The sequence below is a fragment of the Halorubrum aethiopicum genome (assembly GCF_001542905.1).
Lineage (GTDB): Archaea > Halobacteriota > Halobacteria > Halobacteriales > Haloferacaceae > Halorubrum > Halorubrum aethiopicum.
This window is the reverse complement of record NZ_LOAJ01000001.1, coordinates 2,866,968-2,886,772: the sequence shown is the minus strand read 5'-3', so window position 1 is coordinate 2,886,772 and position 19,805 is coordinate 2,866,968. Positions and strand designations below refer to the sequence as shown.

General features: G+C 70.1%; 21 protein-coding genes. 8 read left to right on the top strand and 13 right to left on the bottom strand.

Annotation, left to right across the window (positions count from 1 at the left end):
* Positions 1–3: 3 nt before the first annotated feature.
* Positions 4–1,209, top strand: coding sequence for a potassium channel family protein (locus tag AXA68_RS13810; RefSeq protein ID WP_066417922.1), 1,206 nt, complete (start codon positions 4–6; stop codon positions 1,207–1,209).
* Entirely contained in the window at positions 1,206–1,592 is a 387-nt protein-coding gene (locus tag AXA68_RS13805) for a nuclear transport factor 2 family protein (protein ID WP_066417920.1), read from the top strand. The genes AXA68_RS13810 and AXA68_RS13805 overlap by 4 nt, the downstream gene beginning before the upstream one ends.
* Before the next feature lie 68 nt (positions 1,593–1,660).
* On the opposite strand, the gene arcS is transcribed toward AXA68_RS13805, so the two are convergent.
* From arcS to AXA68_RS13790, 3 genes are read right to left on the bottom strand one after another with little or no spacing between them, the layout of a single operon-like run.
* Positions 1,661–3,481 carry an archaeosine synthase subunit alpha gene (gene arcS / locus AXA68_RS13800; RefSeq protein ID WP_066417919.1) on the bottom strand — a complete coding sequence of 607 codons (1,821 nt, stop codon included), beginning with the start codon at positions 3,479–3,481 and terminating at the stop codon, positions 1,661–1,663.
* Positions 3,482–3,533: 52 nt separating this feature from the next.
* Entirely contained in the window at positions 3,534–4,580 is a 1,047-nt protein-coding gene (idsA3, locus tag AXA68_RS13795) for a geranylfarnesyl diphosphate synthase (RefSeq protein WP_066417915.1), read from the bottom strand.
* Positions 4,577–5,929, bottom strand: coding sequence for a ribonuclease J (locus AXA68_RS13790; protein ID WP_066417912.1), 1,353 nt, complete (start codon positions 5,927–5,929; stop codon positions 4,577–4,579). Before AXA68_RS13790 ends, idsA3 begins: the two co-directional genes overlap by 4 nt.
* Before the next feature lie 314 nt (positions 5,930–6,243).
* On the opposite strand from AXA68_RS13790, the gene AXA68_RS13785 reads away from it, so the two are divergent.
* The 3 genes from AXA68_RS13785 to AXA68_RS13780 all read left to right on the top strand — a co-directional run bounded on the left by AXA68_RS13785 (position 6,244) and on the right by AXA68_RS13780 (position 7,891).
* Positions 6,244–6,486, top strand: coding sequence for an LSM domain-containing protein (locus AXA68_RS13785; protein ID WP_066417910.1), 243 nt, complete (start codon positions 6,244–6,246; stop codon positions 6,484–6,486).
* Entirely contained in the window at positions 6,483–6,659 is a 177-nt protein-coding gene (locus tag AXA68_RS16135) for a 50S ribosomal protein L37e (RefSeq protein ID WP_080505266.1), read from the top strand. The genes AXA68_RS13785 and AXA68_RS16135 overlap by 4 nt, the downstream gene beginning before the upstream one ends.
* A 197-nt stretch (positions 6,660–6,856) precedes the next feature.
* Positions 6,857–7,891 carry an LLM class flavin-dependent oxidoreductase gene (locus AXA68_RS13780; RefSeq protein ID WP_066417907.1) on the top strand — a complete coding sequence of 345 codons (1,035 nt, stop codon included), beginning with the start codon at positions 6,857–6,859 and terminating at the stop codon, positions 7,889–7,891.
* Positions 7,892–8,260: 369 nt separating this feature from the next.
* Here the strand turns inward: AXA68_RS13780 and AXA68_RS13775 are convergent, their stop codons facing one another.
* The 4 genes from AXA68_RS13775 to AXA68_RS13760 form a co-directional block, all read right to left on the bottom strand.
* Positions 8,261–9,349, bottom strand: a complete 1,089-nt coding sequence (locus AXA68_RS13775) for a deoxyhypusine synthase (RefSeq protein WP_066417904.1) — start codon at positions 9,347–9,349, stop codon at positions 8,261–8,263.
* 105 nt (positions 9,350–9,454) lie between these two features.
* Positions 9,455–9,727: a ubiquitin-like small modifier protein 1 gene (locus AXA68_RS13770; protein WP_066417902.1), complete on the bottom strand. Its 273-nt coding sequence runs from the start codon at positions 9,725–9,727 to the stop codon at positions 9,455–9,457.
* A gap of 25 nt (positions 9,728–9,752) precedes the next feature.
* Positions 9,753–11,045, bottom strand: coding sequence for a potassium transporter TrkA (locus tag AXA68_RS13765; RefSeq protein WP_080505265.1), 1,293 nt, complete (start codon positions 11,043–11,045; stop codon positions 9,753–9,755).
* A complete protein-coding gene (locus AXA68_RS13760) occupies positions 11,042–12,334 on the bottom strand; it encodes a potassium channel family protein (protein WP_066417900.1) in 1,293 nt (430 codons plus the stop codon). Before AXA68_RS13760 ends, AXA68_RS13765 begins: the two co-directional genes overlap by 4 nt.
* 129 nt (positions 12,335–12,463) lie before the next feature.
* On the opposite strand from AXA68_RS13760, the gene AXA68_RS13755 reads away from it, so the two are divergent.
* The gene (locus AXA68_RS13755) at positions 12,464–13,630 is read left to right on the top strand and encodes an NAD-binding protein (RefSeq protein WP_066417898.1); all 1,167 of its coding nucleotides are present in this window, start codon (positions 12,464–12,466) and stop codon (positions 13,628–13,630) included.
* Positions 13,631–13,642: 12 nt separating this feature from the next.
* Here AXA68_RS13755 and AXA68_RS13750 read toward each other — a convergent pair whose 3' ends face one another.
* The 6 genes from AXA68_RS13750 to sdhC all read right to left on the bottom strand — a co-directional run bounded on the left by AXA68_RS13750 (position 13,643) and on the right by sdhC (position 18,382).
* Complete coding sequence (locus tag AXA68_RS13750; RefSeq protein ID WP_066417897.1) at positions 13,643–14,278, bottom strand: uracil-DNA glycosylase; 636 nt, start codon at positions 14,276–14,278, stop codon at positions 13,643–13,645.
* An 82-nt stretch (positions 14,279–14,360) separates the two neighbouring features.
* Positions 14,361–14,588 (bottom strand): TrmB family transcriptional regulator, encoded by a 228-nt coding sequence (locus AXA68_RS13745; RefSeq protein WP_066417894.1) that lies wholly within the window; start codon positions 14,586–14,588, stop codon positions 14,361–14,363.
* Between the two features lie 224 nt (positions 14,589–14,812).
* Positions 14,813–16,642: an FAD-binding protein gene (locus AXA68_RS13740; protein WP_066417892.1), complete on the bottom strand. Its 1,830-nt coding sequence runs from the start codon at positions 16,640–16,642 to the stop codon at positions 14,813–14,815.
* Between the two features lie 40 nt (positions 16,643–16,682).
* The gene (locus AXA68_RS13735) at positions 16,683–17,576 is read right to left on the bottom strand and encodes a succinate dehydrogenase/fumarate reductase iron-sulfur subunit (RefSeq protein WP_066417890.1); all 894 of its coding nucleotides are present in this window, start codon (positions 17,574–17,576) and stop codon (positions 16,683–16,685) included.
* Between the two features lie 7 nt (positions 17,577–17,583).
* Positions 17,584–17,955, bottom strand: a complete 372-nt coding sequence (locus tag AXA68_RS13730; protein WP_066417887.1) for a succinate dehydrogenase — start codon at positions 17,953–17,955, stop codon at positions 17,584–17,586.
* 1 nt (position 17,956) lies between these two features.
* Positions 17,957–18,382 (bottom strand): succinate dehydrogenase, cytochrome b556 subunit, encoded by a 426-nt coding sequence (gene sdhC, locus AXA68_RS13725; RefSeq protein ID WP_066417885.1) that lies wholly within the window; start codon positions 18,380–18,382, stop codon positions 17,957–17,959.
* Positions 18,383–18,570: 188 nt separating this feature from the next.
* Between sdhC and AXA68_RS13720 the strand changes: the two genes are divergently transcribed.
* Together AXA68_RS13720 and AXA68_RS13715 are read left to right on the top strand one after the other, a co-directional pair.
* Positions 18,571–18,765 (top strand): cold-shock protein, encoded by a 195-nt coding sequence (locus AXA68_RS13720; protein ID WP_004046659.1) that lies wholly within the window; start codon positions 18,571–18,573, stop codon positions 18,763–18,765.
* Positions 18,766–18,941: 176 nt separating this feature from the next.
* Positions 18,942–19,775, top strand: a complete 834-nt coding sequence (locus AXA68_RS13715) for a TetR/AcrR family transcriptional regulator (RefSeq protein WP_066417882.1) — start codon at positions 18,942–18,944, stop codon at positions 19,773–19,775.
* Positions 19,776–19,805: the final 30 nt, after the last annotated feature.

Below are 19,805 nucleotides of genomic sequence, written 5' to 3'. Positions count from 1 at the left end.
GGTATGGGACGATTCGACGGGCGGCGGTCGCGGGAGGCGGTGTCCTACGAGCCCGCGAGCGTCAAGGAGCTCCTCGTGGAGATGAAGGACACGGCGGAGCTCCTCATCGACCTGTCGTACTCGGCGGTGCTTCACGCCAGCCCCTCGGTCGCACGCGAGGTCGTCGAACTCGAACACCGGATGGACGTGCTCCAGATGCGCGCCCGGATGAGCCTCATGCTCGCGGCGCGAAAACCGAGCGAGGCGGAGACGCTCGCGCCCGTTCTCGGCGTCGTCGCCGCCGCCGACAGGGTGTCCGGTGCCGCCGGCGACATCGCGAAGATCGTGATCGAGGAGATCGGGCTCCCGGAGGCGATGCGCGGCGCGCTCACCGAGGGCGTCGAGACGCTCGTCCGCGGCACCGTCGCCGACGAGTCGGCCTACGGCGGCCGAACGCTGCGGGACGTCGATCTCGAATCCGAGACGGGCGTCCGGGTGATCGCCATCCACCGCGGGGACGACTGGATCCTCAACCCCGGTCCGAAGACCCGGCTGAAACCCGGCGACGTGACGCTGCTTCGGGGACCGGAGAGCGGCGTCGCGGAGGTACACCTGACGCTGACGGGCGAGCCGTTCGAACCCGACGACGCGCCGGACCCCGCGATCGACGACCTCGAGCGCGCGGTCGACTCGATCGTGTTGATGAAGAACCTCTCCGAGCTCGCCGTCGATCTGGCCTACGGCTCCGTGCTCTTCGACAACGAGGAGCTGGCGGAGGAGGTGTACAACCTGGAGATCGAGGTCGACGCGCTCCAGTCGCGGTTCGAGGCGTGGACGCTGCGGGCGGCCAAGGAAGCCGAGGACCCGGTCTCGCTCCGGGGGCTCATCCACCTCGGGGTCGCTACCGAGGAGATCTCCGACGCGGCACTCGAGATCACGGAGGGCGTGCTGCGCGACATCGGCGTCCACCCGGTCGTCGAGATGGCCGTCAAGGAGTCCGACGAGATCATCACCCGCACGCGGGTCGAACGCGGGAGCGATCTCGCCGGCACGCGGATCGCCGCCGGCGTTCCCGCGACCGAGATCGCCACGAGCGTGCTCGCGATCCGCCGCCCGGAGGAGGGGTGGCTCGTCGGTCCCGACCTCGACACGACCGTCCGCGCCGGCGACGTGATCATCGCGAAGGGGACGCGGACCTCCGCCGCGGAGTTCGCGGAGCTGGCGACGTGAACCGATCGACTCGGGCGGCCCGGCTCGCCAGGAGCTACTACGCGGCGATCGACGGCGGAGAGTACGACCGGCTCGGCGACCTCCTCGATCCCGCCTTCGTCCACGATCGGCCCGACCGCACCCTCGAGGGACGCGACCGGTTCGTCGCGTTCATGCGCGACGAGCGGCCGCTGACCGACACCGAACACGTCGTCGACGCGACCTACGAGCGCGACCCGGGCGGGGGCGACGACGGTTCGGCCCCCGCCGAGTCTACCGGCGTGGCCGTCCGGGGGCGGCTCCTCGACGCCGACGGCGACGAGCTGTTCGCGTTCGTCGACGTCTTCGACGTCGCGGACGGCCGACTGACCGAGCTGCGGACGTACGTCCGGACGGACGTGTAGCGCCCGCGATCGACCAGCGGAGCGACCGCCGGAGTGCCGGACCGCCGGGGTGCCGGGGTGCCGTCCGCCTACTTCTCGTCGACGTGGCGCACCATGCTGGCGACGCCGCGGGTCGACTCGACCATCTCCGGGCCGGACATCTCCGCGCGGCCGACCGCGAACGCCCTCGGCCCCTCGACGACGACCTCGTCGCCGACGCGGATCCCCTCGTCGGCGTCGACGACGCCCGGCGCGAGCACGGAGCCGTGCGGGACGAACCCGTCGATCTCGACGCGCTTCGTCGGGGCGTCGCTCTCGACCCAGCGCCGCGCGCCGGTGAGGGTGAAGGAGAGGGTGCCGTACTGGGGGACCATCGTCGCGAGCTGTTCGCCCGGCTCGCCCTCGCGGCCGGCGTCGGGATCGTTCCCCCACACCTGGAGTTTGGGATAGCGGCCCGTGGTCCGGATCGCGTCGCCGGCGTCGCTCGCGCCGCCCCCGGAGCCGCCGAAGAGGTCGTCGCCTGCGCCGTCGCCGATCAGGTAGTCGGCGATCGCCTTCACCGTGTTGTGCTCGCGCTCGCGCTTGCTGTAGGCGGGCTCGCCGGAGAGCGCGGCGTTCAACTCCCCGAGCGACTCGTCGGTCGTCGGGTGGTCGACGCAGGTGTACTCGAAGGGGACGTCGATATCGGGGTCGGCCTCGACGCGCTCGCATACTTCGCGGTAGCCGTGTTCCGGGACGTGCGCGATCACGCGGGAGTAGTCGTTCCGGGACAGGTACCGGCGGAGCACCTCGGCGACGAAGCCGACCTCGTCCTCGCTCCAGTCGCCGGTGACCACCGAATCGTAGTGTTGGGCCGGGTACGTCGTCTCCAGCTCCTGGGGAACGACCCCGATCGGCGAGGTCATCGAGACGGTGTGACCGCGCCACTTCACCGCGTCGTGGAACTGCCGGTGGCTCTGGGAGTCGCTGTACGGCTTCGTCGCCGAGCAGGGGACCAGAACCAGCGGCTGGTCCGTGAATCGGTTCCGGTACCGGCTCGTAACCCGGTCGGCGAACCGCCGGATCTCGACGCGGTCGAGCGTCTCGGCGCTCGCGGCCGTCACCTCGGCGTCGCGCATCAGCGGCGTCCGCTCCTCGAGGTACCCCCACTGGTCGTCGAACTCGCGGAAGGCGGCCGTGAGCCACTGCTCGTGGCGAGCCTGCCCCTCGAGGTAGTCCCGCAGGCGACCGGTCCGGATCCGCTCGCGGACGCGGCGGAGTTCGGCCTCGAGCGCGTTCACGTTGTGCTCGGCGCAGTCGGCGCGGGTGAACTCCTCGCGGGGCGTCGCGCAGGCCGGGCAGGCGCAGGGCAGCTCCTCGAGGTCCTCGAGGAAGTGTTCGGCGTCGGCGGTGAGGTACCGCCCCTGCGTCCCCTTCGTCCGCGCGAGCGAGGCGTCGACGAGGTCGACGCCGGCGTACGCGAGGAGGGCGACGTTCATGGGCGTGGCGACGCCCGAAAGGAGAAGGGCGGTGTCGGCCGGCAGCGCCGACTTCGCCGACAGGATCGCGTCGCGGAACGCCTCGCCGTGGCCGACGAACCCCGAGGCGTCCGCGAGGACGTACGCGTCCGCGCCCACGTCGCGCGGAGCCGCGGCGTCGACCACCGCCGCGGTCGGCGCGTCGATCGCGGGGTGGTCCACCCGGAACGACTCGCGCACCTCTTCCCGGGTCCCCGCCGGGAACGACCGGTGCGGCAACACGGTGAGCGCCGCCTCGTCGCCCTCGGGCACCTCACGGTCGGCGGTCCAGAGGCTGCCCGCGTCGACGAGGAAAGGGTCCGCGAGCGCCGGCGTGGTCACCGGGTCGGCGAGCCGGAGCTCCCCGATCCGGGCCGCGCCGTCGCGCTCGAGGACCTCGAAGTGGTCGGTCATACGTCCCCTCGCCGGGGGACGCTCAACTCTCTTGTGTTCCGCGTCGAGGAGTTCAGTACCCGCGCGTGATGAGGTAGTCCGCGAGGTCCTCCAGCAGCGCGCGCGAGTCGCTCTCCGGAAGCACTTGGAGGTGCTCCTTCGAACGGGCGGTGAGCTCCTCGGCGGTCTCGCGAGCGTACTCGATCGATCCGGCCTCCTCGAGGACGGCGACCGCCTCGTCGACCTCGTCCTCCGTCACCTCGGCGGGCGTCTCGGCGTCGACGAGACCGTCGACGTCGACGCCCTCCTGGCGGGCGTGAAGCGTGATCAGCGTCTCCTTGCCCTCGACGAGGTCCGACCCGCGCTGTTTGCCCAGCTCGTCGGAGGGGACCGTGAGATCGAGCACGTCGTCCTGGATCTGGAACGCGCGACCGGAGTCGATCCCGTACTGATACAGGGCGTCGGAGACCTCGTCGTCCGCGCCGAGCAGGACCGCCGCGGTCGAGGCCGCGGCCCCGTACAACACGGCGGTCTTCAACTCGACCATCTCGAGGTACTCCTCGGGAAGGATGTCGTCGCGGGACTCGAAGGCGACGTCGAGCGCCTGCCCCTCGCAGATCTCCGTACACGTCGACGCGAGCAGCCGCATCGCCTCGAGCCCGTCGGCCGGGTCCGCCCCCGTCTCGCTCATGATCTCGAACGCCTTCGAGTAGAGCGTGTCGCCGGCGAGGATCGCCGTCGACACGTCGTACTGCTCGTGGACGGCGGGGACGCCGCGACGCAGGTCGTCCTCGTCCATGATGTCGTCGTGGATCAGCGTGAACGACTGGATCACCTCGATCGAGACGGCCGCGCGCATGATGTCGACGGGTTCGCCGTCGAGCGCGTCGAACTCGCGGAAGTCGACGCTCATCGGCTCGACGCCCGCGACGGCCTCCGCCGCCAGCGTCGTGACCGTCGGTCGGAGCCGCTTGCCGCCCGCCTCGAGGATGTACCGGGACGCCTCGTAGAGCCGCTCCGGGCGCTGTACGGGTAACTCCTCGTCGATAGCGGCGTTGACCAGGTCGCGCCGCTCGCGGATGGCGTCGAGCACCCGCGCCTCCGTCGTCTCGGTCGTCATTCGACGAGCTGGACGGTGTTGCCGTTCTGCGTGACGTGGAGGTCACGACCGAGCTTGTACCCCTGCGACTTCGCGAGGTCGACGTACGGCGAGCGACCCTTGAGGTCCTGGTGTGCCGGGAGGAGGTGTTGCGGCTGGAGGGTGTCCAGCATCTCGTAGTGGCCCTCCTCGCGGAGGTGACCGGAGACGTGGATGTCGTCGAAGATGCGCGCGCCCTGCATCCGGAGCAGCTGCTCGGACTGGTAGCGCTGGCCCTCGTTGGTCGGCTCCGGGATAATGCCCGCGCTGAAGACGACCTTATCGCCGTCCTCCAGCTCGTAGGGCGTCTCGCCGCGTCCCATCCGGGTGAGCATCGCGCGCGGCTCGCCCTGGTGGCCCGTCACGATGGGGAGGAAGTTGCCCTTCCCCTCCTTCATGATGCGCTTGAACGCGCGGTCGACGGACTTCCGGTGGCCGTACATGCCGACGTCGCCCTGGAAGTCGACGAAGTCGAGCCGTTCCGCGGTGCCCGAGTACTTCTCCATCGAGCGGCCGAGCAGCACGGGCTGGCGGCCGATCTCGCGGGCGAACTCGACGAGCGACTTCACGCGGGCGATGTGCGAGGAGAACGTCGTGGCGACGATCCCGCCGGAGTAGTCCTCGACCGACTTGAGCGTGTCGTGGAGGTGCTTCCGCGCGACCGACTCGGAGGGCGTGCGGCCCTTCCGGCCCGCGTTCGTACAGTCCTCGATGTAACAGAGGACGCCCTCGTCCTGGCGGCCGATCTCCGCGAACCGGTCCATGTCGATCGGGTCGCCGATGACCGGCGTGTGGTCCATCCGCTTGTCGAGCCCGTAGACGATCGCGCCCTCGGGCGTGTGGAGGACCGGGTTGATCGCGTCGATGATCGAGTGGGTGACGTTGACGAACTCCATCTCGACCTGCTCGGAGTCGCCGATGGCCATCGTGCCGCCGGCCTCCATCTTCACGAGGTCGTTGTCGACCTGGAACTTGCCCTCGTCGGAGATCTGCTGTTTGACTAACTCGATCGTGTACGGGGAGGCGACGACCGGCGCGTCGTACCGGTGGGCGAGCTTCGGGATCGCCGCGATGTGGTCGAGGTGACCGTGCGTCGGGACGATCGCCTGGACGTCGCCCTCCAGGTCGCTCATGATCCGGTCGTCCGGGATCGCTCCCATGTCGATCAAATCGAGGCTGTGCATCTTCTCGGTCTCCACGTTGTCGTGGATGAGGACCTTACTGAGGTTCAGGCCCATGTCGAAGATGACGATGTCCTCGCCCGCACGGACCGCCGTCATCTGTCGACCGACCTCTTCGTATCCGCCGATTGTCGCGATTTCGATTTCCATGGTGTGTGTCTTCGAGCGCGGTTTCCCGGCGCTCCGTCACTGATTCCCCGCAAAGGAGCCGTCAGCCCCGGCGTCTAACCGCGTGTCGGTGAAGGCCCCGCTACGGCCGAGCCGCCGCCGGCTCACCGTGTCCCGCGGGAGTGTGGTGTTCGCCGATACACCGTGGCGTGTTAAAAACGTCCGGGTTCGGCGGCGCGCCGCGGGAACGGGGAGGTCGGGAGGACCGCCGGGAGCGTGGGAGAGAACTCCCCCCGTCCCGCCGGAGGCGTCCGCTTCCCGGTATTTTTAATAGTGCGACGGGAGGCGTACGAACAATGAGTGGACGACCCCTCGACGTGCTCGAAGCGTCGCTCGAGGACCCCGTGACGGTACACCTCAAGGACGGTACGACCTACTACGGCATCCTGGCCGGCTACGACCAGCACATGAACGTCGTCATCGAACCCGAACCCGGCGTCAGCGACCGCGTCGACGACGATCTCGACGGGGAGTTCGCGGTCGCGATCGAAGACACAACGATTATACGCGGCGATAACGTCGTTTCCATCAAAGCATGACCGGCTCCGGTACGCCCTCTCAAGGGAAAAAGAACAAGACGGTTCACGTGAAGTGCCGCCGCTGCGGCGAGAAGTCCTACCACCTCACGAAGGAGCGGTGCTCCTCGTGCGGCTTCGGGAAGTCCGCGAAGCGCCGCGACTACGCCTGGCAGTCGAAGGCCGGCGACAACTGAGCTCTCGCCGTTTCTCCGTTTCGCTCCCGAGTTGCCAGCCGCCGCTCGGTCTCGAGCCCGCGACGGCGTTCCCGATCGCCCACCGACGCCGTCCCCGATCGCCCACCGACGCCGTTCGGGATCGAATCCCGTCCCGGATCACCCGACGAACCCGCCGCGAGCCGAACCGTTAACGGCGGGAGCCTCCGATCCCGGACATGGACCTCTCCATCGTCGACCTCTCGCCGGTCCCGCGCGGCGGGACCGCCGCGGACGCCTACGCCAACACCGTCGAGGCCGCGGAGCGGGCGGAGCGACTCGGCTACTCGCGGTTCTGGGTCGCCGAACACCACGGGATGGGCGACCGGCTCGCGGGCACCACCCCGGAGGTGCTGCTCGGCCGCCTCGCGGGCGCGACCGAGTCGATCCGGATCGGGAGCGGAGCCGTGCTGCTCAACCACTACTCGCCGTTCAAGGTGGCCGAGTCGTTCGGCGTCCTCGACGGGCTGGCACCCGGCCGCGTCGACCTCGGAATGGGCCGCGCCAACGGGTCGCCAGCGGCCGACCGCGCGCTCGGCACCGACCGCGGCGTCGAGAACCCCGACGAGGACCACCGCGAGCGGATCACCGCGGTCGTGAACCACCTCCGCGACGCCTACCCCGCCGACCATCCTTATTCCAGCCTCTCGGTGCCGGGATCGGTGGAGGGTCCGGCCGTCCCATGGGTGCTGGGGTCGAGCCCGTCGAGCGGCGCGATCGCCGGGGAGTTGGGGCTCCGCTACTGTTTCGCGGGGTTCATCCGGCCGGGGTTCGCCGAGCGCGCGTTCGCCGAGTACCGCGAGTCGTTCGACACCGAGGCCGGACCCGGCGGCCTCGACGAGCCGCGGGGCATGGTCGCGGTCAACGCGGTCGCGGCCGAGACGGACGAGGCGGCGGCCCGCCGGCGCGCCCCCGCGGAGGCGACGTTCCGACGGATGCGACGCGGCGAGCTCGGCGACGAGACCCCGACCGTCGAGGAGGCGGTCGACGAGCTCGGCGGCGCGCCGGAGCCGACGCCCGCGACGCTCGATCCCGACGAGTGGCCGCGGTCGATCTCGGGGGGCCCGGAGACGATCGCGGGCCTCCTCGAGCAGTTGGCAGACCGCGTCGGCGTCGACGAGGTCATGATCCAGCACACGGTTCCGGACCACGATGACGCCCTGGAGTCGCACGCGCTGCTCGCCGAGGCGATGGATCTGGACTCGCGGGCATAGATCGACTCCGGTGAGGTGGCTGCTCTCGATCCCGCGAACGCTCTTCGAGAAGCAGTCGAGAACAGATCGGTGACCGTCTCCAAAGCCCCAGCCGCCGGGACGGCGTACGCTCGCTGCGCTCCTCGTCACTCGCTGTGCTCGTTCCTACGGTGCTTGCGTCGCCTACGCCGTCCCGGCGGCTGCCCCTTTGAGTCCCACCCCGCGCCGCGACCGCACCTCACGCCTCCCCAGCCTCGTCAGTCGGCCTCCGCTTCGCTCCGGCGACTGACTCCCTCGCGCGGCGCTGCTCGGCCGCGAGGCGGCCTCGCAGGCACGCGCCACAGTAAATTGACTTGTCCGTAAGACACGGTTCGAACCGCGGTCGCGGCCCTACTCCACCCGTTCTCTCGCGGCGGCGACGAGCAGCGGGAGCATCACCGTCGCGTCGCCGTAGACGGAGGCGTTGCGCGCGTCCGTCTCGAGTTTCCCCCACGAGCGCGCCTCCTCGAGGGTCGCCCCCGAGAGTCCCCCGGTCGCCTCGGGGTCCATCGTGACCTGGACCGCGTAGTCGTACGCCCGCGGCGTGACGAGCATCGTCTGGAGGGTGAAGTTCTTCGGGACGCCGCCGCCGACGAGCAGGCAGCCCGCGTCGTCGGCGTCGAACGCGAGATCGGTCAGTTCGGTCATGTCCGCCAGCGCGTCGAGCGTGAAGTCGGCCGTCTGGGCGTACATCCACGCCTGAAGGCCCAACACGGAGTCTTGAACCGCCGGACAGTAGACGGGCACGTCCGCCTGGTAGGCCGCGGCGGCGACCCCCGCCTCCTCGGCGATCCCCTCGCGCTCGTTCACCTCGGCGTTCGCCCGTCCGAGTTCGGCACAGAGGTCCGCGATCGACACGGCTCCCTCGCCCTCGAGCGCCGGGAACACCTCCTCGCGGAGGTGGCCCTCGAACTCGGCGAAGTGTTCCTGGGGCAGATAGACGTTGTAGATGCGGTCGACGCCCTCCTCGCGGAGCCCCTCGTCGTGCTCGCGGAGCGTCTTCTCGGGGTCGTGCGTGCGGCCGTGGTGGTGTTTCCCGCCGATCGCCTCGATCGCGTCGTGGGTGAGGTTCGCGCCCGTCGTCACCAGCGCGTCCACGTAGCCGTCGTAGATCAGCTCCGAGACGATCCCGCGCATCCCCGCGGGCACCATCGCGCCCGCGAGCGAGAGGAAGACGGTACAGTCGTCGTTCCCGAACATCTCGGCGAGCACGTCGCCCGCCTCGTGGACGTCGGCCGCGCCGATCCCGGCCTCGCCGTACGTCTCGAGGAGCTCCCCGACGGTCATCCCCGCGCCGACGCGCGCGTGGCCGACCGGGTCGTCGTCGAACTCCTCGCGGTGGGGGTGGCCGTCGTGGTCGCCCGCGTCCGTCTCGTGGCCGTCCGCGTCGTCCACGTCCGGCTCGGAGTCGTCCACGCCCGCCTCGTGGTCGTCGCTCATGTCCGCCACTGCGACGCGCGACCGTTTGAAACGACCGATCGGTCCGTCGTCGGGAGGGAGCCGGCCGTCGACGGGGGCCGGCGGCCGGGTTCGGCCGCGACCGCGCTACCCGCCGCTCACCGGCGGGAACAGCGCGAGCTCGTCGCCGGCCTCGAGGACCGTCTCCATCCCCTCCTCGTGGTGGACGTTGCTCCCGTTGCGGAGCACGTTGATGTGGTCCGCCACCTCGCCGTCCTCGAGCACGCGGTCGCGAAGGTCCGGGTGCGCCTCGAGGAGGGCCTCGAACGCGTCTCCGACCGTGTCGCCCGGTTCGGCGTCGACCGCGACGACGCGGTCGCCGGCGATCTCCGCGAGGTCCGCGAACAGCTTCCACTCCATACCCGATCCCCGCGGGGGCGCGTCATTAGCGTTGTGTCACGTCCCCGCCCGCCGAGCCGCCCTCGGAATCCACGGCGTCGCCGGCGTCGGCAGTTGAGTCCGGCCCGGCGGCGGCTCCCTCTCCGTCTCCGCCGCCCTCGACGGGTCTCGCGCCCGCCTCGAACCGCCGGATCGCGTCCGGGCGCCCGACGAGGAACGCCGTGTCGCCGGCCGCGAACGCGTACGCCCGCCGAGGGATCGGCTGGACCGACCCCTCGACGGGGCGGACCGCCGCGACGACCGCGCTCACCGCGCCGACGGTCGTGCCGACGAGTTCGCTCCCCTCCTCGACGGTCACCGTCGCCATCGTCTCGTCGGCGTTGCGGAGCAGCGAGGCGAACTCGCGGTCCGCCTGCGGCTCCGCCGGGAGCGTCACCAGCCGGTAGCCCCCCTCGGAGGAGAGCCGCTCCGCGTCCGACTCGTCGAGCGCGACCGTGGCGGCGTCGCCGGCGACGCCCCGGAGCTCCCCGGTCGCGACGCGCTCCGGATCGGGGTCCGTCCGCCATATCTGGACCATGTCGCCGGCGGTCGCGTTGTTCGGCGGGTCCGCGGAGAGCGCGACCGCGACCCGGCCGGGCGCGAGCGTCGGGCCGAGCCCGGTCACCCGCGAGCCGACCGCGAAGTACTCGAGCGTCCCGTCCTCGGCGACGTCGACGTCGACGTAACCGACTCCGTAATCCGTCTTCACCCGCTCGACGAGCCGCTCGCGGAGCTGTTCGACCGTGAGGCCGCGGGCAAAGACCAGCGTCCGGTCGGCCATCTCGGCCTTCTTCTCGGCGGTGACCGGCTCGTACGTGTCCATGTCCTCGATCTCGTCGGCGGCCGGCAGCGTCACGGGCGTCATCCGACCCACGGTCCTGACGAACCGGCTCATCTCGCCCTCGATGCCCTTCATCCCCGACAGCGCGAAGACGTCGACCGCGAGCCGGTCGCCCGCGTACCTGCCCGCCGGGGAGACGACCGCCGCGAGCGCGAGCGCGGCCACGTTGAAGACGACGGTCTCGACGGTGAGCAGCTCCGCGGTCTCCGCGCTGACGAGCGCCCCGAGCGACGTGGTGTTGAGGTACAACGCGACGATCGAGACGCCGAGCAGGACCGCGACGCCCTCCGGGATCGCCGCCCGGAAGTACCACCGGTAGACGAGCGCGCCCGACGCCGAGACGACCACGGCGAGGACCGCGAACGTGACGAGCGTGATCGCCGCCGCACGCGGGTCCCCGAAGTTCACGCCGGTCGCGGTCGCCGTCCCTCCGCCCCCCGCGAGGACGGTCGCCGTCACGCCGCCACCTCCCCGAAGCGGTCGAGCGCCTCGCGGGTGCCGACGACGAACAGCTCGTCGCCCGCAGCGAGCGACTGGCTCCCGCTCGGCGCGACGGTCCACTCCGCCTCGTGTCGCGCCGCGAGCACCGCCACGTCGTACGCCTCCCGGACGCCGACCTCGCCGATGGTGTGACCGTCGAGCGCCCCGCCGGCGACGACGGTCACCTTCCGGAACCGCTTGCCCGCCCGGCGCAACAGCGTCGTCAGCTCGAACTCCCGGCGGGTCCCACGCGAGCACACGAGGACCCGCCCGCGACCGGCCCGGAGCAGCGGACCCGCCTCCGAGCGGTCGACCGCGACGGTCACGCGACCCTCGCCGCCGGTCGTGGTCCCCGTCGTCGGGGGAGCGGTCGGCGTCGCCGCCGGCTCGCCGCCGTCGGTTCGGGGGTCCTCCCCTCGCCCGTTCTCGGGACGCGCGTCCGCCTCCGGGTCGTCCCCGCCCGCCGCGGTCGGGGTCGACCCGCCGCCCCCCTCGACGGGCTTGCCGCCCGACCTCGCCGCCAGGAGCGTTCCCTCGACTGTGAGGTCGGCCGCGACGATCCGGACGACGTCCCCGCGGGCGAGGCCGGTCGGCACGAGCGCCGGGACCGACACGGCGCGTTTCCCCTTCGGGACGCGCTTGGAGAGCCCGCCCGTCGGCGGGGCCGCCGCCACCGTCGCCCGCGCCTCCTCGTCGATCCGGACGCTCACGTCGACGAGCTCGAGCTCCGTCTTCAGCCGCTCAGCGAACCGCGTCTCCAGCTCCTCGAGCGGCACGTCCGCGGGGAACGTCCACTCGCCGTCGGCGATCGCCCGCCGGGTCTCCGCGGGCAGCGGCGGGTATCCCTCCATGTCGCCGACCTCGCCCGCGACGGTGACGCGGACCTGCCCGCGGCCGCCGACGAGTTCGACGACGTCGGTCGAGAGGGTGCGCTCGCGGAGCTTCCGGAAGGAGACGCGCTTGGGGACGTTCGCGCCGAGCTTGTCGCCCTGGGCGTGCGCGTACAGCGAGAGCATCAACACGACGAGGATCGCCGTGAGGATCGCTGGCGCGCGGTCGGAGCTGCGGATCGTCTGGTCGTTCAACGCGAGCAGTCCGCCGTTCACGCCCGCGATCGCCAGCGCGAGCGCCACGACCCCGAGCCCGGGGATCGTCACCCCGGTGAAGTACTTGAATATGAACCCTAACACGCCGGCGATCAGCGCGGGGATGATCCCCGTGAGGACCCCCAGGTAGATGCCGAACAGGATCTCGACGGGCAGCGCCATACCCCGACAATTCCCGGAGCGGTTAAACCAGTACCGCCGCCGGCACGGTCGTCACCGACCGCTCCGATCCGCGTCGACCCCCGCGCCGTCCGCGAGGGGTTTAAGTTCGGTGTCGGCCACCGGGTGCCTATGGAGCGGACTCGCGAGTGGGTCTCGGTGCGGGCCTCGGTGGTCCTGACCTTCGCCGTGGCGCTGTTGTCCATCGTCGTCGGACTGCTCCACATCAGCGGGTTCAGCGTTCAGGGCCCGCTGTCGCCGCACATTCCCGAACTCGTCCGGCGGACCGTCGGCTTCACCGGGACGATCACCGGCTTCGCGATGCTCGGGAGCGGGTTCGCGCTCAGGCGGGGGTACCGCGTCGGCTGGCACTCCACGGCGGTCCTGCTCCCGCTGACCGCGGTACAGGGGTTGTTACAGGTGTCCGTCTTCTCGCTGCCGCTCGTCGTGCTCTCTCTCGTCTCCGTCCCCGCGCTCGTGATCAACCGGGGACGGTTCGACCGCGAGTTCACCCCCTCGCCGACGCAGCTCGCCGCGGCGGCGGCGCTCGCGGCCGCCATCTCGTACGGAACCGTCGGCTCCTACGCGCTCCGCGACGAGTTCGCCGGCGTCGACACCATCGTCGACGCGTTCTACTTCACCGTCGTCACCGCCTCGACGGTCGGCTACGGCGACGTGACCCCCGACACCGGGATCGCCAAGCTGTTCGTGCTCTCCGCGCTCGTGATGAACGTCGCCGCGTTCGCGGTCGCGCTCGGGGTCCTCCTCACGCCCGCCATCGAGGCGCAGCTCTCCAAGGCGCTCGGAAAGATGACAGAGAAACAGTTCGACCTCCTCGACGGCCACGTCCTCGTGTTGGGAACCGGGGACCTGACGGAACCGATACTCGAAGAACTCGCGAAGCGGGACGGCGTCGAGCACGCCGTCGTGACGACCGACGAGACGGCCGCACGGCGGCTCGACGAGCGCTCGATACCCGTGTTGACCGCGGACCCGAGCGACGTGGAGCCGCTCCACCGCGCCCACATCGAGGACGCCCGCGCCGTCGTGGTCGCGACGGACGACGACGCCCGCGACGCCCTCGCGATCCTCACCGCCCGCCAGCTCAACCCGGACGTTCGGATCGTCGCGGCCGCGACCCAGCGGGAGAACATCGACAAGCTCCGGCGGGCCGGCGCGGACCAGGTCATCTCGCCGGCGACGCTCGGCGGACACATCCTCATCGACTGCGCGTTCGGTGAGAACGGCGACTCGATCGGTCGGATCGCCGACGACGCCTTCGACTCCGGAGCGGAGTAGCGACTCAGCGGGTCAGCGGCTCCGCCGACCCTTCGTCTGGCGGTAGTCCCGGCTCAACACGTTCTCGCGCATGTGCCCCACGAACGCGTCCGCCGCTTCCTCGCCCATCGCGTCCGGCTCGCGCATCGGGACGATCTCGAAGCCGCGGCCGCGGATCGTCGTCGCGTGTTCGGCCTCGACGTCGAAGGAGTCGGGCCGCCGGGTCGTGTACGCCACCGCGAGCTCGCGGAGCGCTCGCTCGCCGACAGGCACGATGATCTGCGGGTTGATCATCCGGATCTCCGCGTTGAGGAAGGGCTCGCAGGTCGCCACCTCCTCGTCGGTCGGCTCCCGGTCCGGGTGTCGACAGCGCGTCAGGTTCGTGAAGAAGACGTTCTGGACGTCCGGCTCGGTCGCCTCCGGCGGCGACCTGACGAAGCCGAGGTCGGCGAAGATCGACTGGACGCGTTCGCCGCCGCCCTCGCCGGTGAAGGGGATCCCGTTCCGCTCTGCGGCCGCCGTGGGGCGCTCGCCGACGACGAGGAACTCCGCGCCCACGTCGCCGTAGCCGTGGACCACGCGGTCGCGGCGGTCACACAGCTCGGGACAGTTCTCGCAGTCGGGGTCCATCCCGAACGGGTTCGCGAACTCCTCCTGGCTTGCGTCCACGGCCGTACTGGGCGCTCGGCGACCTAAAGTCTCGGGGGATCGCGAGCGGAGACTGAGAGAGGCCGGGACCGGCCGCGCCCCGTCAAGCGGGCGCGTAGGCGTCGCCGTCGCGGGCGACCAGGTCCTGTTTCCGCAGCGTCTTCAGGATGCTGTACAGCGACAGCTTCTTCATGCCGAGCGAGTCGCCCATCTCCGCGACCGTCGCGTGTTCGTTGGTCGTCAGATAGAGGTACACCAGCTTCGCGCGCGGCGACTGTAGCTCCGGCGGGAGCGCGGGTGCCGCCGCGTACGCCGTCTCGGCTTCTATCATCTTGCTCGATGCCATGAGTTCGACGATAATAAACCCCCATTTCAACGATCGTCGAATCACGGAGGACCGACGGTACGGGTCTCACCGAGCCGGTTCGCGTCGGATCGCGTCGATGTCGAAGCCTCCGGAGCGCGGCCGGACCGACCGGATCCGGCCGGTACTTTCGACCGTCGACGCATAGGAAACCGTGAACGATCCGCCCTGAACGGTCCCCGACGCCGGGGTCAGTACGAGCGGACCTTCGGCTCGTACGTCTTGGCCTCGCCCTCGAGGATGGCGGGCTTGTACCAGAGTTCGGGCTCGCCGTCGTTCCAGGAGACGAGCGTGTGTTTCAGCCAGTTCTCGTCGTCGCGCTCCTGGCGCTCCTTGCGCCAGTGCGCGCCGCGGAACTCCCGGCGCGCGAGCGCGCCCATCGCCAGCGCCTCCGCGATGTCGAGGATGTTCCGCGTCTCCATCGTGTGGATGAGGTCCGTGTTGAACGTCCGCGACGGATCCGACACCGCGACCTCCGTGTACGCCTCGCGCGCCTCGCGGAGGTCCTCGAGCGACTGTTTGAGGCCCTCTTCCTCGCGGAACACGTTGACGTTGGCCGTCATCGTCTCCTGGACCGCGGAACGTATCTCCGCGTGGTTGCGGCCCTTCCGGGAGAGCAGGTCCTCGACGCGCTCGCGGGCGCGCTCGATCTCCGCCTCGAGCAGCCCCTCGGCGTCCGCCGCCACCGCGCCGCCGTCGGCCGCCGCCGGGCCGCGGTCGCCGACCGCGCCCACGTCGACCTCGAACTCGTACTCCGCGGGCTCCCAGTCGCCGGTCCGGCCGGTCGGGATCTCCGCCTCGCCCATCTCCTTTCCGGCCGCGTGGTGGCCGGCGCGCTTGCCGAAGACGATGAGTTCGGGCAGGGCGTTCCCGCCGAGGCGGTTCGCGCCGTGGACCGACGCGCAGGCGCACTCGCCGGCGGCGTACAGCCCCTCGATGACGGTCTCGCCGTGCTCGTTCGTCTCGATGCCGCCCATCGCGTAGTGTTGCCCGGGCTTGACCGGCATCGGCTCCGTGAGCCCGTCCGCGCCCTCGAAGTCCTCCGCGAGGTGGAGGATGTTCTCCAGCCGGTCGAGGATGCGCTCTTCCCCGAGATGCCGCATGTCGAGGTGGACGTACTCGTCCTCGATGCCGCGACCCTCGTTGACCTCGGTCAGCTCCGCGCGCGAGACCACGTCGCGGGAGGCGAGCTCGCCGTCGTTGTTGGCGTAGCCGTGCTCGAACATGAAGCGCTCGCCCTTCTCGTTGTAGAGGATGCCGCCCTCGCCGCGGACCCCCTCGGAGATGAGCACGCCCGTCGAGGGGAGCGTCGTCGGGTGGAACTGGATGAACTCCATGTCCTCCATCGGGACGCCCGCGCGGTAGGCCATCGCGACGCCGTCGCCGGTGTTCGCGACCGCGTTCGTGGTGTGATCGAACACCTGTCCCATCCCGCCGGTGGCCAGGATGACGCCGCCCGTCGCGCGGAAGCCGTCGACCTCGCCGCGCTGGATGTCGTAGGCGACGACGCCGTGACAGGTCCGGTCGGCGGGGTCGTCCTCGTCGGTGACGACCAGATCCATCACGTGCCACTCGTCGTACACCGTGATCCCGCGTTTGACCACCTGCTCGTACATCGTGTGGAGCATCTGGTGGCCCGTCTCCGCGCCCGCGTACGTCGTCCGCGGGAACGAGAGCCCCCCGAAGGGCCGCTGGGAGACGCGGCCGTCCTCCTCCCGCGAGAACGGCATCCCCCAGTGTTCGAGCTGGATCACTTCCTCGGGGCTCTCCTTACAGAGCGCCTCGACCGCGGGGGCGTCCCCGAGGTAGTCCGATCCCTTCATCGTGTCGTACGCGTGGTCCTCCCAGGAGTCCGCGTCCCGGAGCGCCGCGTTGATTCCGCCCTCCGCCGCGCCCGTGTGCGACCGCACCGGGTGCAGCTTCGAGACGATCGCCACGTCGGCTCCCTCCTCCTGTGCCGCTATCGCCGCGCGGAGGCCCGCTCCGCCCGCGCCGACGACGACGACGTCGTGTTCGTGCATGGTTTGTGGATTAGTGTGTGGTTGGTCTGGCTCTCGGTCCTCACCAGAACTTCAGGTTGTTCTTGACGGCCTCGCGTTTCAGCTCCTGGATGTGCTCGGTGAGCGGGATGTCCTTCGGACACACCTCCGTACAGGAGAACTGGGTCTGACACCGCCAGACGCCGTGTTCCTGCTCGATGATCTCCAGGCGCTTCTGTTTGATGTCCTCGCCCTCCCGCTCGTCCATCGCGAACCGGTACGCCTTGTTGATCGCGGCCGGACCGAGGTACTCGTTGTCGCCGGCGGCGATGTTACACGAGGACATACACGCGCTACACCAGATACACCGGGTCGACATCTTGATCTTCTCGCGGTTCTCCCGGGTCTGACGCTGCTCTTCGAGCTCGCCCTCGGGGTACTCGTTCGTCTGGAAGTACGGCTCGACCGCCTCCATCTGGTCGTAGAAGTGCTCCATGTCGACGACGAGGTCCTTCGTCACCTCGGCGTGCGGCAGCGGCTCCACGCGGATCGGCTCCTCGAGCTCGCCGATCTGGGTCTTACACGCGAGCTTCTGGCCGCCGTTGACGAACATCGCGTCGGAACCGCACACCGCCTGCCGGCAGGAGTGCCGGAACGTGAGCGAGGAGTCGTACGTGTCGCGCGCGTACATCAGCGCGTCGAGGACGGTCATCCCCTTCTCGAAGGGGACGTGGAACGTGTCGAAGCGCGGCTCCTGTTTCCCCTCGACGTCGGGGTCGTACCGGAACACGCGCAACTCGACGGTGTTCTCGTCGGCCGCCGCCTTCTCGGCCTCCTCGGCCTCGCGCTGGCGACGCCGCTCGTCGGCCCGCCGGCGCTTCTCGGCACGGCGCTCGTCCCCCTTCGAGGGGGCCTCCGTCTCGGTTTCGGCCGTCTCCTCCGCTTTCTCGGTCTGTTTGGGTATCTGCGTGCTCATGGTTCGATCAGTAAAGGGGGATCCCCGCCCACGCGTTCGCGGTCCGGATCCCCTGGACGATCAGGACGACGCTCGCGGCGACGAGCGTCCACTTGATGACGGTGCGTTTCGTTCCCGTGAGTCCCTGGTTGACGAGGGCGTTGTAGACGCCGTTGACGCCGTGGAACGTGGCCGTCAGGAGGAACAACACCATGAGCGAGTAGTAGCTCATGGTCTCCATCCGGCCGGCGCTCATCAGGAAGGACACCTCGTCCGCGTGGTGGACGAAGTGTAAAAGGAAGAAGTGGAACGCCAACACGACGAGCAGGAACGCGGCCGTGACCCGCTGGAGCAGCCACATCCGCCCGCCCTTGTCGAACGAGGAGTAGCGCTGTGCCATCTCAGAAGGCCCCCGCGATGAACGTCGGCACCGACGCGACCGTGATGGCCCCCGTCAGCACCAGCGACGCGTAGAAGCTCTTGTCCTGTGACTCCAGTCCGACGCCGAGGTCGACCAACAGCAGGCGCGCGCCGTTGAGCATGTGGAACACGGCGACGGCGAGCAGCCCGACCTCGAGGACCCGAACCAGCAACAGCCCCTCGAGCGAGACGATCGTCTGGGTGTACACGTCGTTGCCCGCCTGGAGTACCGCCGTCTCCGCCCCCGACGCGGGGATCGCCGTGCTCAGGACGGCGATGTGGGTGAAGAGGTACCCGATGAGCACCCACCCCGTAAACTTATGAAATATCCACGCCCACATGCCGGCCTCGAACTCCCGCCACCGACTGAAGTCCTCGATGAGGCCTCGATTGTACGACTGACTCATACGTGGGACCTCGGTACCGCGGTCGTATAGTAGTTACTACCACGGCCGATCGCTGCCGCCGATCCGTCGCGGGATCGGCGTCCGCGTTCCACGCGCCGGCCGTCGCGGCGAACCCATGTGACAGCCGTTGACGCGCACGGATCGCTCGCGGAAGCCTTTTATGTGCCCCTCTCGCCAGTACGGACGCAATGGCGAAAGGCGAAGTTGATTTCTTCAACGACACTGGCGGCTACGGATTCATCGAGACTGACGACGCGGACGAGGACGTGTTCTTCCACATGGAGGACGTCGGCGGCCCGGACCTGGAGGAGGGTCAGGAAGTCGAGTTCGACATCGAGGAGGCGGACAAGGGTCCGCGCGCGACGAACGTCACCCGTCTGTAAGGCGTCAGACGTTCTGTTGTATCGGCTTTTCGACCGTTCTACACCCGCTAGCGACCGCTTCGCGCCGACGTTCGTCGGTCGCGACATCCGGCGAAACCGTCCGGAATCGACCGATCCCGGCGAGACGCGCCGCTCACCGACAGGGCTTTGAGCCTTGCTGACTGACCGGTCAGTCAATGAGCGAGCAGCCGGGCGCGGCCGACGAGATCATGAACGGCGTCTACCGGGCGCTGTGTAGACACGGCTACGCGGGGCTGACGATGCAGGACATCGCCGACGAGTGCTCGAAGAGCAAGTCGCTTCTCCACTACCACTACGACACGAAGGAGGACCTCCTCGTGGCGTTCCTCTCGCGGGTCATCTCCGACTTCGAGCACCGCATGTCCCGCGGCGCGGACGCGCCCCCCGTGGAGCGGCTCGTCGCGTTCGTCGGCTGGTTCGTCTTCGAGCCCGCCGAGACCGAGCGCGAATCGTTCCACATCGGGCTCCTCGAGATGCGCTCGCAGGGGCCGTTCAACGACCGGATCCGCGAACAGCTGCTCCGCAGCGACCGGCTCCTGCGCGAGACCGCCGCGGAGATCCTCGCCGACGGGATCGACGAGGGCGCCTTCCGCGAGGTCGACGTCGACGAGACGGCCGCGCTCCTCGTGGCGACGCTGGACGGCGCGCGGACGAGACAGATCACCCTCGGGACCGGCCTCGGCGGGGAGGGTGCCGCCGGGGACGCCGGAGCCGCCGGAGCTGCCGGAGACGGGGTCGCGTACGGCGCGCCCGGCGACGGGAGGACGCCCGGCGGCGCGCCCGCCGGCGACGGGACCGCCGACGCCACGGAGGCCGACATCGCGTACACGCGGACGGTCGCGGAGGCGACACTGCGACGGATCGTCGAGCCCCTGCTCGCCGAGGGGGTGACGCTCCCGTCGCTCGACGCCACGCTCGAGCAGCTCACGGCCCGGACCGGCGAGAACCCCGCCGGCGGCTCCGAGGCGGAGGGAGAGGCGCGGGAATGACGGGGGCGCACCCGACGCGTTCGACGAGGG